The sequence below is a fragment of the Cryobacterium sp. PH31-L1 genome (assembly GCF_030063145.1).
Lineage (GTDB): Bacteria > Actinomycetota > Actinomycetes > Actinomycetales > Microbacteriaceae > Cryobacterium.
Genome location: NZ_JASISM010000005.1, coordinates 310130 through 323930, shown reverse-complemented (window position 1 = coordinate 323930; position 13801 = coordinate 310130). Strand labels below are relative to the sequence as shown.

Below are 13801 nucleotides of genomic sequence, written 5' to 3'. Positions count from 1 at the left end.
CAGCAAACTTTCCATTCCATTCGCCTCACCCAAAGGAAACACAATGAAGTCAGCCTCGTTCCTCAAAATCGCGGCAGTGACCGCAACAGCGGCCCTAATTCTGGTCGGAACCACTGCCTGTGGCCGCGGCGGAGGGGAGGCTCCCGGCGATAAAATCGTGATGGCCATTTCCACCCTGAACAACCCGTTCTTCGTGGAACTGCGCGACGGTGCACAGGCTGCAGCCAAGGAGGCTGGAGTAGAGCTGAGCATCGTTGACGCCCAGAACGACTCGGCCACGCAGGCCAACCAGCTCGCTACCGCTGCCGCAAGCGGTGCCAAGGCCGTCATCGTCAATCCGGTGGACTCGGATGCTGCCGCTTCGGCAGTGGATGCTTTGATCACCGCCGGTATTCCGGTCATCGGAGTCGACCGCACCGTCACCGGCGTAGACCTGGCGTCGCTCGTCGCCAGCGACAACGTCGCCGGTGGTCGTCAGGCCGCTGACGAGCTCGCCAAAGCCATGGGCGAAACGGGCACTGTCATCCACTTGCAAGGCGTAGCGGGAACGTCAGCCAGCCGAGAGCGCGGCGCCGGCTTCGACGAGGGCATGAAGGCCTACCCCGACATCACCGTTGTTGCAACGCAGACGGCCAACTTCGACCGCGCCGCCGCGCTCGATGTCACGACCAACCTGCTGCAGGCCAACCCGGGCGTGACGGGTCTGTTCGCCGAAAACGATGAAATGGCCCTTGGCGCCATCCAGGCGCTGGGCGATAAGGCCGGCTCCGAGGTCTTCGTTGTCGGCTTCGACGGCACGACCGACGGACTCGACGCCATCACGGCGGGCACCCTGGTCGCCACGATCGCGCAGCAGCCGGCCGAACTCGGCAAGCTTGCCGTCGAATCCGCCATCAAGGCCATCAAGGGCGAGACGATCGCGAAGACCGTTCCGGTCGAGGTCGTCTCCGTCACCAAGACGAATGTCGGCGACTTCGCCAAGTGAGTCACCTTGCCAGTAGTGCCACCACTCTGCCCGGTTCCGTCGTCGTCGTTGGATCTATCAACGTCGATCAGCTGATCCGCGTGCAGCGTCACCCGAAGCCGGGCGAGACCCTCATCGGAACGTCGATGAAGTTCTTGCCCGGCGGCAAGGGTGCTATCTGCGCCGACCGGGAGGGTACCAACGCCGTGGCGTCCCCGACGATTGTCGCCGTTGATAGTGCGGGTGCTGGCGACGCATTCGTGGGAGCGCTGAGCACTCCGTTGACTGGCGGCGGGAGCCTTCTCCAGGCAGTTCGCCCGGCCGCGCGGGTCGGGGCGTTCGCGGTGCAGATCCGCGGAACGCAGACCTCGTATCAGAGAGTGTCGAACGTGCTGCCGACGGTGAACGCATGAAAAAGCGAGGCATCCTAAACGCCGAGCTGTCGGGGGCCCTGGCCCGGCTCGGCCATACGGATGTCGTTCTGCTTGCGGACTGCGGCATGCCGATTCCGCGCGGGATTCCCGTGATCGACCTGGCTCTGGTGCACGGTATTCCGCGGTTCGAACAGGTTCTCGACGCCCTGCTCGATGAGATGGTATTCCAGAGGTGCGTTGCGGCGGAGGAAGCCAAAACCGCCCCCGCTGGAGCCTGGCTGGCCGAACGATTCAGCGAAATCGAGTACATCAGCCACGCGGAGTTGAAGGCGTTCTCTGCCACGGCGAACTTGTTCATTCGCACGGGGGAGGCGACGCCGTTCGCCAATGCGGCGCTGGTCTGCGGAGTGTCCTTCTGAGGCGGTCGTCGCCGCGTCGGGCCGATCACCGGAGCTGGTCGTGCCTCGTGGCACCTGTTCGGGAAGCCGGCACTCGTTGGTAGGAGTGCCGCGAAATCCAACAAGTGCCACGAGCGGGCGACCGCCCACCGAATGGGCGCGGGCGAGGAAATCCGGGTCGCTCACATACGCTGACCACCCGACCCTGGCGTATAGACGCACGAGGTCGGTGACGGCGATATGCTTCGATTCGGAAAGCACGCAGGTGGACACCTGGACATGCTGTCACACGCCGACAGCGACTGTCGGACGCTCTGGGCGACCTAGAGTTTGCGTGCGAGGAGAAACGCTTGCGGTGCTTTTTCTGATTCGTCCGGTGCGCGGAGCAGTTGGCTCCGCACGGCCAGTCCGGCGTCATTCAACATAGTGGTGATGCGCTCAGGCGGCAGTCGATAGGCGTCGAGTGCGATGTTGTGGCCGTAGGCGTGAGTCAAGTGCCGCGGCTCGTCCCCGGCTTGAAAGGCAAGCAGCAGGTGCCCTCCGGAGGCGAGCACGCGAGCGAACTCCGCGAAGACGAGAGGCAGCCGTTCCGGCGGCGTGTGGATTATGGAGTACCACGCGACTATGCCGCCAAGGGATTCGTCCGCAAGGTCAAGTGCTTCCATCGACCCTTCCTCGAATCGAAGCGCGGCGTGAGCTTGTCGCGCGACTCGGATCATTCCCGGCGAGAGGTCAATCCCAAATGCCTGGAGACCGAGACGGTGAAGATGGAAGGTCACTCTGCCCGGGCCACAGCCGACGTCGGCAACAGGTTCGTTTCCGTCGGCCCGGATTAACTCGGCAAAGGCCGCGAGTAGGGCGCGATCGATGGGCTTGCTCGCCAGCTCGTCTCGGAGGAGTTCGGCATAGTCAACGGCAACGGTGTCGTAAGCCAGGCGAGTGGCGCTCGTGTCGGAAGGCTCGATCATGCTGTGAAGCCTAGGGCCCCCATCGGGTCAGCAGCTTCCCTTCCCTACGCTTCCCGCCCTGACTCCCAGAGATCGATCCGTAGTTACGATTGGCGCATTCGGCGAGTTCAACCGAAACAGTGTGAGGTGCCAGCAGGTTCGCCAATTCGCATCGATCGCTTGCCCCTCACATTGATGTCAGGTCTTACTGGAGCGATCATGAGCCTTCCTGCGCCGAACGCTTTATGACTCGCGGTCGAAGCGGGCGGCATCCACTTGGGTGCCGTGGAGTCCTACGGGACGCCTACCTCGCGTATGACGCGACCGTCGCTCCGCCGACTCAGATCTTGCTGTGGCGCGACCCGAGCGACTCTTGGAGTGCAGCCACGGCCTAGCGCGACTCGTCGGGCTCGTGCTCGTGCTGGCGCTGCCGGAAGATGTCGAGCTGGCGGCGCCGGAAGTCGGGTCCGGCGATGGTCGTGGCATTCCGGTCGTACTGCTCGGGGTGTTCTGAGGTGGTCATGGCTGTCCAATGTTCGGTTGGAGGCGAGGGCGCCGCGGCCGCAAGCCGCGCGGGGGCGAAGTATCGATCAGGCAGCAGTGCGGGCACGTGTGCCGCCGAGGGTTCCGGTCGAAGGCCAGACGAGGCCGAAGGCCTGTCGTCCGTTGACGCTGCGGGATGCGCTGATGCGAGTTGGAGCTTTCACGAGGAACGCTATTGGAATCTCCCGGCGATGTCAACGAAGAATTATGAAGCCATGCCCCGTACCATCAGTGGATGCCCCCGCGTTCTCCGCTCCCGCAACGTCACGGGCTCAATGCCGCGTGGGTCTGCACGCCGGAACGGGCGCAGCATCCGCTGTGGGAGACCATGGGGGAGTGGCTCGATGAGCGCTTGTCGGAGTTCGTCGACCTCCCGGGATTTTTGGCCGACGGGCGATTCGTTTACAAGACCGGCGTTGCGGTGACTGGTCGAGACCTATACCGGCCGCACACCTTTGTCTGGTTCCACCGCGATTTGGCCGAGGAGACTATTGTTCCGGGGGCCATCCACGTCGTCTATCGCGACGATCGCATCGTCGTGATCGACAAGCCCCCCTTTCTCTCGACCATTCCCCGCGGGCGCCACGTCGTGCAAAGCGTGGTGGTGCGCCTGCGCGCAGAGCTGGATATTCCAGAACTCTCGCCGCTGCATCGCCTGGACCGGGTGACGTCGGGGCTGGTGGTGCTGGCGACCGAGCGGCGGTGGCGCGGGGCGTATCAGTCGATGTTCCAACGACGGGAGGTCGCCAAGACTTACGGGGCGCTGGCGCCGCTGCTCTCAGGCCTCGACCTGCCCGTGACGGTGCGCAATCACCTCAGTACGAGCCGTGGCCGGTGGCAGGCCCAAGTGCTGCCCGACGCGCCGGCCAACGCGGAGTCGTTGATCGAACTCGACTCGGTGATCGACGACCTGGGCGTCTATTCGCTAACGCCGCGCACCGGCCGCACCCACCAATTGCGCATGCACATGCTCGGGCTGGGGATTCCGATCAGTGACGATCCGATCTATCCGGTCGTGCGGGATATTGCAATCGACGATTTCACCCACCCCCTGCAGCTGCTGGCGAACGGGGTGCGCTTCACCGACCCGATCGACGGAAAACTGCGGCAGTTTGCCAGCGTGCGCACGCTGCCGTTGCGCCGTGAGGACAGCTGAACTCGCATTGCGATCTAGAAGGCGCGGGTTAGTCGCGTCAGGCCTGGCAATGGCGATGAGGCCGTGCCCGGGTTCGTGCTGCAGCTGACGGACCCAGGGGACGGTCGAGGCATTGCCGAATCGGATGCGGAGGTCCTGGATCATGTGGACGGAGCCCGCGCACCGAACGCGCGACATCCGCTCGGTTATCGCCATGAGGCATGCGACATCAGGTCGATCACTTCGACTTTGCCGGTGTCCGCGCTCCAGATGGTCGACAGGATGAATGTGTCGTTCTACGGTGGAACGATGACGCAATCCGCCTCGACAATTCTGATTCTTGGTGCCAGTGGGGATCTCTCCGCGCGCCTGCTGCTTCCCGCGCTCGGTCAGCTGCTCACCAAACAGCCCGACCTGGGGTTGCAGCTCGTCGGCGCAGGCCAAGAGGAGTTGACGCCTGAGGCCTGGCGTGACGTTGTCGAGGGGGCCTTCAAGACCTCGGAGGCGACCGGTTCGGCTGTGGAGAAACTGCTCGCCACGACCGAGTACCACCACGCTGATGTCACGAAGCCGGCTGAAATGAAGCGGCTGCTCGCTGCGTGCTCCGGCACGCCGGCGATCTATTTCGCGCTTCCGCCCGCTGTGACCGCGCGGGTGTGCGACGCACTCGCGGAGGTCACGCTTCCCGAGGGCACTCAACTTGCGCTGGAGAAGCCGTTCGGTGTCGACGAGGCGGGTGCCGTTGAGCTGAACACCGGGCTGGCAAAGCTCGTGCCCGAAAACCAGATCCACCGAGTCGATCACTTTCTCGGCCGATCCACAGTGCTCAACCTGCTTGGACTGCGTTTTGCCAACCGGCTCTTCGAACCGCTCTGGAACGGCGACAACATCGCCAAGGTGGATATCGTCTACGACGAGCAGATCGGACTCGAGGGACGCGCGGGCTACTACGACCACGCCGGTGCCCTGATCGACATGATCCAGAGCCACCTGCTCCAGGTGATGTCCATCGTGGCGATGGAGCCACCGTCGACAGTGGAGGCTGCGGATCTGCGCGATGCCAAGGGAGCCGTGTTACGGGCAACTCGGGTTCGAGGGGGATCTCCCGAGAAGTCAAGCCGGCGCGGGCGCTACACCGTCGGCACGGTTGCCGGGCGCGAGCTTGTCTCCTATGTCGACGCACCAGGAGTGGACCCGGCGAACAAGACCGAGACCCTGGCGGAGGTGACCTTCGAGATCGACACCTGGCGTTGGGCCGGCGTGCCCTTCACCGTGCGTTCGGGCAAGGGACTCGGAGCTAAACGCCGGGAGATCGTGATCACGTTCAAACCGGTGCCGCATCTGCCGACCGGCCTGCTCGGGCAAGAAGATCCCACCGTCCTCCGGATCTTCCTCGCGCCCGATGAGATGGCGCTCGAGCTGAACATCAACGGCCCGGGCGACCCGCACCAACTCGAACGCGTGAGCCTGGGCGCTACCTTCGGGCCCGGCCAGCTCCTGGCTTACAGTGAAGTGCTCGAGGGCATCATCGAGGGCGATCCGTCGCTGTCGGTGCGCAGTGACACGGCCGAGCAATGCTGGCGCATCGTGGCGCCGGTGCTTGAGGCGTGGCGCACGGATGCCGTGCCGCTCGACGACTACCCGGCCGGCAGCCAGGGACCGGCGGACTGGCCGCAGATCCGCTGATCTTGTCCCAGACTGCCCTCCTCCACAGATACATTTTTGAGAAGTTGTCCACATTCGGTTAAAGCGGGGAGAGGCCCGCGGTGGCCTGGCCGCTGTTCTGACTGTCGTTCGCGCCCGCCTCCATTGTCGGTGGTGCGCGTCAGCACTGGACTAAGTGCACGGACCGCTCGTGCGGCCGCACGGGTCTGGAACGTTGCGGACTCGTCAAGGTATCGACGACTTCGCCCTACCAATGGACGCGTTGAGAAATTGGATTTCTGCGTGATTTGGTTCGAGCGGCCGACGTCGTCTGAGGTCAGCGTTTTCCGCGCATCGGAAGGATTCTGAGCCAACTCTGTGCGACGCTTGGGGCATGGATCTAGAGGTATCGCCGGCGCTGACGATTCCAGAGCGCGAACTTGGCTGGCGGTTCTCCCGGTCGTCGGGCCCTGGCGGTCAGCACGTCAATACCTCCGACAGCCGGGTCGAACTGTTCTGGAATATCGCCGAGTCGAGCGTGCTCTCCGACGACGAGCGGATGCTGCTGCTCACCCGGCTCGGGCACCGTCTCGTTTCCGACGTGGTCACCATCGCCGCCAGCGAGCAACGCTCCCAGCTGCGCAATCGCGAGATCGCCCTGCGCAAGCTCGCCGACCTGGTGACCGCCGGCCTGGCCGCGGAACCGGCCGCGCGCCGCGCGACCAAACCCACGCGGGGTTCGGCCCGGCGGCATCTCGCGGTCAAGCAGCAGCGCTCAGCGACGAAACGCAACCGGAAGCGGCCCGCGGCCGACTAGGGACGGGACCCAGAACCCGTTCTCGGTGAGACCTACCGAACCAGCAGCATCTGCCGAAAGTATGCGGCCAGGTCCGTGGTGGCGGTCAGTGGCAGCACGTGCGCGACGTACTGGTCCGGGCGCACGATCACGACAGCACCGCTCCTACTGATACCGCGCTGCTCGAAAATGTCGTGTGCAGGGTCCGCGGCGTAGACCTTCTCGTAGTCGATCAGCCCGAACGGGCCGGTTTTCGGCAGGAACGCCGGGTCGACCTGGCCGAGGTCCACCTCGGTGTGCGCGTCCTGGTAGATCACCTTGACGTCGAAGACGCTGTCAATGTCGGTGCCGGCCGGAGTGTGGGCGAGCAGAGGGGAATCGTCAGCGGTGCGCATCCACTCGGCCCAGGCGGTGAGCGCGGAGCTGTTAGCGGCGTCAGCGAACGCGTAGAGGCGCCAGCGGCCGTCGGCCCGGTGGTGGTGGCCGAGCTCGACCGGGTTGGCGTCGGCGACGCGCACCACCGGAGCTGACTTGAAACGCTTACCGATGGGGAATCCGGTGGCGATCGCCTGATGGGTTGCTTCACCGATCAGCATCGACGGCGGGTATTGGGTCATGAACCCGGCCGGAAATTCGGCCGTCTGGGTGTAGAAGTCCTCGAGCGGTACCTTCAGGTCTTCCGGCTTGGCGGCCATCAGTGATGACCACTCCTTGTCGAAGTCGATCAGGTTCTTCGCGATGACCTGACGCTCGGCCGAGTAGGTGCTGAGCAGGCTTTCGGGGCTGCGACCGTCGAGCACGTAGCCGAGTTTCCAGCCGAGGTTGAAGCCGTCCTGCATCGAGACGTTCATGCCCTGGCCGGCCTTGGCGCTGTGCGTGTGGCAGGCGTCACCCATGATGAAGACGCGTGGCGAGCGGATACCAATTTCATCGGGCAACACGTCGTCGAACCGATCGGTGAGCCGGTGGGCGACCTCGTAGACGCTGTGCCAGGCCACGTTCTTCACGTCGAGTGTGTACGGGTGCAGAATCTCGTTCGCCTTCACGATGATCTCGTCGATCGTCGTCGTGCGCACGGCTCCGTTGTCATCGGGGGCGACTTCGCCGAGGTCGACGTACATGCGGAACAGATAGCCGCCCTCGCGCGGAATGTGCAGGATGCTTCCGGTAGTCCCCTGGATGGCGCACTTGGTGCGAATGTCGGGAAAGTCGGTGACGGCCAGTACATCCATGACGCCCCAGGCGTGGAAGGCCTGGTCGCCGGCGAGGGTGCAGCCGATCGAATCGCGCACGCCGCTGCGGGCACCGTCGGCGCCGACCACATACTTGGCGTGAACGATGCGCTCCTGGCCTTTCTTGGGGCCGGTGGTGTGTACGAGTGTCACGGTGACGGGGTAGTCGCCAACGCTGTTGGTCTCATGCGTGGTGTTGGTCAAGCTGGCAAACTCGTAGCCGAAGTCCGGCACCATGCGGGTAGGCGAATTCGCCATGACCTCGGCGAAATAGTCGAGCACGCGCGCCTGGTTGACGATGAGGTGCGGAAACTCGCTGATGCCGGTGGGATCATCGATGGCGCGGGCCGTGCGAATGATGTTGGCCGGGTTGGCGGCGTCTGGCTTCCAGAACGCCATCTCGGTGATGCGGTAGGCCTCGGCGATGATGCGCTCGGCAAAGCCGAATGCCTGAAAAGTCTCGACGCTGCGGGCCTGGATGCCGTCGGCCTGACCGATCGTGAGGCGTTCGCCACGGCGCTCCACGATGCGGGTGGTGATACCGGGAAACTGGGAGAGCTGGGCAGCGGTGATCATGCCGGCCGGGCCCGTTCCGACGATGAGTACGTCCACGTTGTCGGGGAGCTCGTCGGGGCGATCGATGCCAACTCCGGCCGCATCTTGGGTGCGGGGATCGGTGGACACGTATCCGTGGTGGTGAAACTGCACGGCTTCCTCACTTCTCTGTGTGGTTAAACTTCTCTGCGGTTACAACTTCTGTGTGGCCAAAACGAGTGTGGCCATTATCAAGTCTGTTCGATAATAGAACGACGTGTTCTATTATTGTTTCTCAAATCATATATGTTCTGGGCGGCTGCGCAAGGCGAAAATGCGGGTAACGTGCTGACAGTGACGACCGACCCGAAACTTCTCGAGTGGTTGCTTGACTCCGACCCGGCCCTGCGCTGGCGAGTCGAACGCGACCTTGCGGATGCATCGCCCGAGGTGTGGCAGGCCACCAGGGCGAGGGTGAACACGGAAGGCTTTGGGGCGCGACTACTGGCGCTGCAGGATACCGATGGCCAGTGGACGGGCGGCGCCTACTTTCCGGCGGACTTTCGAAGTAGACGCGGCAGCCGGTGAGCCGTCGAAGTGGCTCACGTTCTATGGCACCCGCGTGCTGGCCTGGTGGGACGCATCCGCTTAGCGCGACACGGTGCCGGTGAGTGACGCGATCGCTCGCAATACGAACGGCTGGGCGGCGAACCAGGCGGCGATCATCAGGGCGAGGGTGCCGGCGAAAATCCAGAACCCGAGCCATCCGTCAGCGTTTTGCGCGGAATACATGTGGTTCAGGTTGCGCAGGGCCCCGGTTGCGAACACGAGGATGACGTGCACCGCGATGAAGGCCACGAAGAAGACCATAACCGGAAAGTGCACTGCACGGGCCACTGCAATGGGGTAGAACTTGCTCAGTCGCTTCGAGGTCCACGAGGGTGACATGCGCAGCCCGGTGGCCAGGGCCAGAGGCGCCGCGACGAACACGACGAGAAAATAGCTGATGGTCTGCAGGGCGTTGTAGTTGACCCAGCCGTCTTCGACCGGCCAGTTCAGCGACGCGTACTGAAGCCCGGCGGAGAGGGCGTTCGGAAAGATTTCCCAGGTCACCGGGATCAGCCGAAGCCACTGCCCCGTCGCAACGAGCAGAACGTAGAACAGCACTCCGTTCACCACCCACAGTGTGTCAAAGGTGATGTGCAGCCAGAGGTTCAGACTGATCTTGATCGGCGGGGTCGCGGTGCGGATGAGCCCGGTGTTGTTTCGTTTCCAGAACATGGTGGGGCGCTTGGTGGTGCGGATCTGCCAGCCCGAGCGGATGATGAACAGAATGAAGAAGGCGTTCAGGCCGTGTTGCCAGGCGAGCCAGGCCGGAATCCCCACCGGGGCGGAGTCGGGCAGAGTCGTCGTTCCTGGATAATCGGTGAGGAAGGACTGCACGTCGGGCAGCGAACGGATGCCCCTGGCTGCGAGTACGACCACGGCCAGCACCACGATGCCCGCCGGAATGATCCAGACCAGCTTGAACCACCGGTTTCCGGCAAGGGTGGCGAGGCGGCCGCCCGAGGACGTCACTGCGCGCTGCTTCGTTTGCCGATCGCGTCGATGAGCTGGGGGACGACGGTGAAGACGTCCCCGACGATTCCGAAGTCGGCAATGTCGAAGATGGGGGCGTCGGCGTCGGTGTTGATGGCGACGATGGTCTTGGCGGTCTGCATGCCGGCGCGGTGCTGGATGGCGCCGGAGATTCCCAGCGCAATGTAGAGCTGCGGCGAGACGGTGACACCGGTCTGGCCGACCTGAGACGTCTGCGCCACGAACCCGGCATCGACGGCGGCGCGGGAAGCGCCGACCGCGGCGCCGAGGGCATCCGCCAGCTGCTCCACCAGCACGAACTTCTCCTGCGACTGCAAACCGCGACCGCCGGACACCACGGTTTTGGCACCGCGCAGGTCGGGCCGGTCCGCGGCCACCGAGGTGGCCTCAACGCTGTCGATCAGGGTCGATCGGGACGTGTCGAGGTCGAGCGTGACCTGCGTGACGGTCGCCGTTTTCGGCTCGGCACGACCGTCGACTGCGCCCTGGCGCACAGTGACGACGGCGGGGCCGCCCTGCACGGTCGAATCGACGGTGTACGCGCCGCCGAAAACGGAGTGCGAGGCGACGATCGCGTCGCCGTCCCGGTGTAGGTCCACGGCATCTGTCAGCAGGGCGCCCCGGGTGCGGAGCGCGACATGGGCGGCAATCTCGCGACCGTCGATGGAGTGCGCCACGAGAACGGCGGCCGGTCCGAGCGTGGTGAACGCATCCACGAGGGCTTCAATCTGCGGGGTCAGCAGTACGGCCGTGGTCTGGTCGGTTTCGCCGACGTAGACCTGTTCGGCTCCGAGAGCACCGAGCTGTTCGGTGAGGATGGTCGAGATGCCGGGCGGGGCGGCGACGACGGCGACCGGTGTGCCCAGACGGGCTGCGGCGCCGAGCAGCATCGGTGCGGTGTTGGCGATGACGCCGTCGGGCGAGATTTCAATGAGGGCGAGAATATTCGACATTGTGTGCCTTCCTAGATCAGACGGCCGGCGGCGAGAAATTCCGCGAGTTCAACGCCCGCGTTGCCCCGATCGACGATCTTGGTGCCGGCCACACGGGCCGGACGGGGGCTGGTCTGGGTGATCACGGAATGAGCGGATGCCGCGGCGGCGTCCAGCCCGAGGTCGGCCAAGGACCAGACCGTGACGGGCTTCTTCTTGGCGCGCATGATGCCCTTGAAATTGGGGAACCGGGGTTCGGCCGACTGCTCGGTCACCGATACGACGGCGGGAAGCGGGGAGTGCAGGGTCATGGACCCGTTTTCGGTGGCGCGGTGGCCGCTGACAGCATCCGTTGTGATGACGACGGAGTCGAGATAGGTGGCCTGCGCCACGCCGAGCCGGCCGGCGATCAGTGAGGGGAGCGTTCCGCCGCGGCCATCGGTGGATTCGTTGCCGGCGATGATCAGATCGAACCCGGCCTTGGTGGCTGCGGCGGCGATGACCTCGGAGGTGCGCAGCAGGTCGGCTCCGGCCAGGCCGCCGTCGAGCAGGTGGATGGCCGAGTCGGCTCCCATCGCCAGCGCCTTGCGCAGTATGTCTTTGGCCGAGTCTGGACCCATGGTGAGCGCGACGACCTCGGCGTCGTTGCCGTCCTGGTAGCTCAGCGCCACCTCGAGAGCACGCTCATTGATCTCGTCAATGACGGAGTCGCTCGACCCTCGATCGAGCCACCCCGTCCTGAGGTCGAGGGTACGGTCTCCCCAGGTGTCTGGCACTTGCTTGACCAGAACGATGATTTTCATGAGCTACCTCCTGCGAGCCCGTTGGTCTCGCCTGTTATGCCGGCTAGAACTGCCAGGGAAAGGGGGACCAGTCGGGTTCGCGGTGTTCGAGGAATGCTTCCTTGCCCTCGACGGCTTCGTCGGTGCCGTAGGCGAGGCGGGTGGCCTCGCCAGCGAAGAGCTGCTGGCCGACCAGTCCGTCATCGATGGCGTTGAAGGAGTACTTGAGCATGCGGATCGCGGTCGGCGACTTCGTGAGGATGGTGTTGGCCCAGTCCAGCGCGGTGGTCTCCAGTTCGGCGTGCGGCACCACCGCGTTGACGGCGCCCATCTCATAGGCGCGCTGCGCGTCGTACGGGCGGGCGAGAAAGAACACTTCCCTGGCGAACTTCTGCCCGACGTGCTGGGCGAAGTAGGCGCTGCCGTAACCGCCGTCGAACGAGCCGACGTCGGCATCCGTTTGTTTGAACATGCCGTGTTCCTTGCTGGCGATCGACAGGTCGCAGACCGAGTGCAGGGAGTGTCCGCCGCCGGCCGCCCAGCCGGGAATGACGGCGATGACGACCTTGGGCATGAAGCGGATAAGTCGCTGGACCTCGAGAATATGCAACCGACCGGTGCTCACGGTTCCGTCGCGGTACTGGTAGCCATCGCGGCCGCGGATTCGCTGGTCGCCGCCGGAGCAGAACGCCCAGCCGCCGTCTTTGGGGCTGGGTCCGTTGCCGGTGAGCAGAACGACGCCGATTTTGGTGTTCTGCATGGCGTCGTCGAGCACCCGGTAGAGCTCATCGACCGACTGCGGGCGGAAGGCGTTGCGCACCTCCGGCCGGTTGAAGGCGACGCGGGCGACCCGGCCGGCGTTGTCGTGGTGATAGGTGATGTCGGCCAGCGCGGAGAAGCCGTCGACCGGCTTCCACAGGGACGGATCGAAAATTTCGGAAACCTGAGTCATGGTTTCAGCTTAGGTGTGCTCGGAGTTGGCACGGATCTCGGTGATGATGCCGGAGAAGTCCCGACCACCGCCATCCGCGTCGGCGAAGCGGCGGTAGATCTGGGCGGCGAGCGGGGCGAGTTCGGCCGCAACGCCGGTGGCTTCGAGGGCGTTCACGGCCAGGCCGAGGTCCTTCGCCATGAGCGCTCCGGCAAAGCCGGGCTGGTAGTCCCGGTTGGCCGGGCTGGTCGGCACCGGTCCGGGCACCGGGCAGTTCGTGGTGAGGGCCCAGCACTGCCCGGAGGCCGCGGAGGCCACGTCGAACAGGGCCTGGTGGCTGAGGCCGAGCTTCTCGGCGAGCACGAACGCCTCACTCACGGCGATCATCGAGATTCCGAGGATCATGTTGTTGCAGACCTTGGCAGCTTGCCCGGCGCCCGATTCGCCGCAGTGCACGATCTTGCCGCCCATGATCTGCAGCACCGGCAGTGCCGATTCGAAGTCTGCAGGGTCGGCCCCCACCATGAAGGTGAGTGTGCCGGCCGTGGCGCCGCCCACTCCGCCGGAGACCGGCGCGTCCAAGCCGCGGTGTCCGGCCGCGACGAGCAGGTCGCGTGCGGCGCGTGCGTCGCTCACGTCGATCGTGGAGCATTCGAGAAAGAGCGTGTGCGGCCCCGCGGATGCGATCAGTCCGGCAGTAGCCCCGTCGCCTTGGTAGGCGCCGAGCACGTGCCGGCCGCTCGGGAGCATGGTGATCACGATCTCGGCGTCGGCCACGGCGGCCGCCGCCGACTCGGCCACGGTGATGCCGTTCGCGCGAGCCTCGTCGAGGGCGGCGGGCACGAGGTCGTAGCCGATGACGGTGTGTCCGGCCGTGACCAGGTTGGCGGCCATCGGGCCGCCCATGTGACCCAGGCCGATGAAGGCTATTCGGTTGCTCATCTGTTTTCCTTCTTCAGGGTGTGGTGGTCAGGACTATCTTCAACCGGT

At 64.9% G+C, this 13801-nt stretch carries 14 protein-coding genes and 1 pseudogene; 7 read left to right on the top strand and 8 right to left on the bottom strand.

The window, feature by feature from the left end; translation table 11 throughout:
* Positions 1-43: 43 nt before the first annotated feature.
* From QMF22_RS12420 to rbsD, 3 genes are read left to right on the top strand one after another with little or no spacing between them, the layout of a single operon-like run.
* Positions 44-985 (top strand): substrate-binding domain-containing protein, encoded by a 942-nt coding sequence (locus QMF22_RS12420; protein WP_283454013.1) that lies wholly within the window; start codon positions 44-46, stop codon positions 983-985.
* On the top strand, positions 982-1377 hold the full coding sequence (locus tag QMF22_RS12415) for a PfkB family carbohydrate kinase (protein ID WP_283454010.1): 396 nt from the start codon (positions 982-984) through the stop codon (positions 1375-1377). The genes QMF22_RS12420 and QMF22_RS12415 overlap by 4 nt, the downstream gene beginning before the upstream one ends.
* A complete protein-coding gene (gene rbsD / locus QMF22_RS12410) occupies positions 1374-1757 on the top strand; it encodes a D-ribose pyranase (RefSeq protein WP_283454008.1) in 384 nt (127 codons plus the stop codon). Before QMF22_RS12415 ends, rbsD begins: the two co-directional genes overlap by 4 nt.
* A 302-nt stretch (positions 1758-2059) precedes the next feature.
* On the opposite strand, the gene QMF22_RS12405 is transcribed toward rbsD, so the two are convergent.
* Entirely contained in the window at positions 2060-2704 is a 645-nt protein-coding gene (locus tag QMF22_RS12405; RefSeq protein WP_283454007.1) for a class I SAM-dependent methyltransferase, read from the bottom strand.
* Positions 2705-3074: 370 nt separating this feature from the next.
* Positions 3075-3206 (bottom strand): hypothetical protein, encoded by a 132-nt coding sequence (locus QMF22_RS12400; RefSeq protein WP_283454005.1) that lies wholly within the window; start codon positions 3204-3206, stop codon positions 3075-3077.
* Positions 3207-3461: 255 nt separating this feature from the next.
* Between QMF22_RS12400 and QMF22_RS12395 the strand changes: the two genes are divergently transcribed.
* The 3 genes from QMF22_RS12395 to arfB all read left to right on the top strand — a co-directional run bounded on the left by QMF22_RS12395 (position 3462) and on the right by arfB (position 6822).
* Positions 3462-4382: a pseudouridine synthase gene (locus QMF22_RS12395; protein ID WP_283454003.1), complete on the top strand. Its 921-nt coding sequence runs from the start codon at positions 3462-3464 to the stop codon at positions 4380-4382.
* Between the two features lie 288 nt (positions 4383-4670).
* Positions 4671-6047, top strand: a complete 1377-nt coding sequence (locus QMF22_RS12390; protein ID WP_283454102.1) for a glucose-6-phosphate dehydrogenase — start codon at positions 4671-4673, stop codon at positions 6045-6047.
* A 352-nt stretch (positions 6048-6399) separates the two neighbouring features.
* Entirely contained in the window at positions 6400-6822 is a 423-nt protein-coding gene (gene arfB, locus QMF22_RS12385) for an alternative ribosome rescue aminoacyl-tRNA hydrolase ArfB (RefSeq protein WP_283454001.1), read from the top strand.
* Positions 6823-6854: 32 nt separating this feature from the next.
* Here the strand turns inward: arfB and QMF22_RS12380 are convergent, their stop codons facing one another.
* Entirely contained in the window at positions 6855-8741 is a 1887-nt protein-coding gene (locus QMF22_RS12380; RefSeq protein ID WP_283453998.1) for an FAD-binding monooxygenase, read from the bottom strand.
* 180 nt (positions 8742-8921) lie between these two features.
* Between QMF22_RS12380 and QMF22_RS12375 the strand changes: the two are divergent.
* Positions 8922-9131, top strand: a pseudogene (locus tag QMF22_RS12375) (squalene cyclase); the annotation flags it as partial.
* Between the two features lie 84 nt (positions 9132-9215).
* On the opposite strand, the gene QMF22_RS12370 reads toward QMF22_RS12375, so the two are convergent.
* The 5 genes from QMF22_RS12370 to mmsB are packed head-to-tail and all read right to left on the bottom strand — an operon-like array spanning position 9216 to position 13753.
* Complete coding sequence (locus tag QMF22_RS12370; protein ID WP_283453996.1) at positions 9216-10145, bottom strand: cytochrome b/b6 domain-containing protein; 930 nt, start codon at positions 10143-10145, stop codon at positions 9216-9218.
* The gene (locus QMF22_RS12365) at positions 10142-11119 is read right to left on the bottom strand and encodes an electron transfer flavoprotein subunit alpha/FixB family protein (protein WP_283453994.1); all 978 of its coding nucleotides are present in this window, start codon (positions 11117-11119) and stop codon (positions 10142-10144) included. The genes QMF22_RS12370 and QMF22_RS12365 overlap by 4 nt, the downstream gene beginning before the upstream one ends.
* Before the next feature lie 11 nt (positions 11120-11130).
* Complete coding sequence (locus QMF22_RS12360) at positions 11131-11901, bottom strand: electron transfer flavoprotein subunit beta/FixA family protein (RefSeq protein WP_283453992.1); 771 nt, start codon at positions 11899-11901, stop codon at positions 11131-11133.
* 43 nt (positions 11902-11944) lie between these two features.
* On the bottom strand, positions 11945-12832 hold the full coding sequence (locus QMF22_RS12355; protein ID WP_092339566.1) for a 1,4-dihydroxy-2-naphthoyl-CoA synthase: 888 nt from the start codon (positions 12830-12832) through the stop codon (positions 11945-11947).
* 9 nt (positions 12833-12841) lie between these two features.
* A complete protein-coding gene (gene mmsB / locus QMF22_RS12350) occupies positions 12842-13753 on the bottom strand; it encodes a 3-hydroxyisobutyrate dehydrogenase (protein WP_283453988.1) in 912 nt (303 codons plus the stop codon).
* Positions 13754-13801: the final 48 nt, after the last annotated feature.

What these genes read in the sequence shown, in the direction of transcription:
- QMF22_RS12405 (WP_283454007.1), bottom strand. Translation starts at nt 2,704, where the DNA reads ATGATCGAGCCTTCCGACACGAGCGCCACTCGCCTGGCTTACGACACC.
- QMF22_RS12400 (WP_283454005.1), bottom strand. Translation starts at nt 3,206, where the DNA reads ATGACCACCTCAGAACACCCCGAGCAGTACGACCGGAATGCCACGACC.
- QMF22_RS12390 (WP_283454102.1), top strand. Translation starts at nt 4,671, where the DNA reads ATGACGCAATCCGCCTCGACAATTCTGATTCTTGGTGCCAGTGGGGAT.
- QMF22_RS12365 (WP_283453994.1), bottom strand. Translation starts at nt 11,119, where the DNA reads ATGTCGAATATTCTCGCCCTCATTGAAATCTCGCCCGACGGCGTCATC.
- QMF22_RS12355 (WP_092339566.1), bottom strand. Translation starts at nt 12,832, where the DNA reads ATGACTCAGGTTTCCGAAATTTTCGATCCGTCCCTGTGGAAGCCGGTC.
- arfB (WP_283454001.1), top strand. Translation starts at nt 6,400, where the DNA reads ATGGATCTAGAGGTATCGCCGGCGCTGACGATTCCAGAGCGCGAACTT.
- mmsB (WP_283453988.1), bottom strand. Translation starts at nt 13,753, where the DNA reads ATGAGCAACCGAATAGCCTTCATCGGCCTGGGTCACATGGGCGGCCCG.
- QMF22_RS12420 (WP_283454013.1), top strand. Translation starts at nt 44, where the DNA reads ATGAAGTCAGCCTCGTTCCTCAAAATCGCGGCAGTGACCGCAACAGCG.
- rbsD (WP_283454008.1), top strand. Translation starts at nt 1,374, where the DNA reads ATGAAAAAGCGAGGCATCCTAAACGCCGAGCTGTCGGGGGCCCTGGCC.
- QMF22_RS12395 (WP_283454003.1), top strand. Translation starts at nt 3,462, where the DNA reads ATGCCCCCGCGTTCTCCGCTCCCGCAACGTCACGGGCTCAATGCCGCG.
- QMF22_RS12360 (WP_283453992.1), bottom strand. Translation starts at nt 11,901, where the DNA reads ATGAAAATCATCGTTCTGGTCAAGCAAGTGCCAGACACCTGGGGAGAC.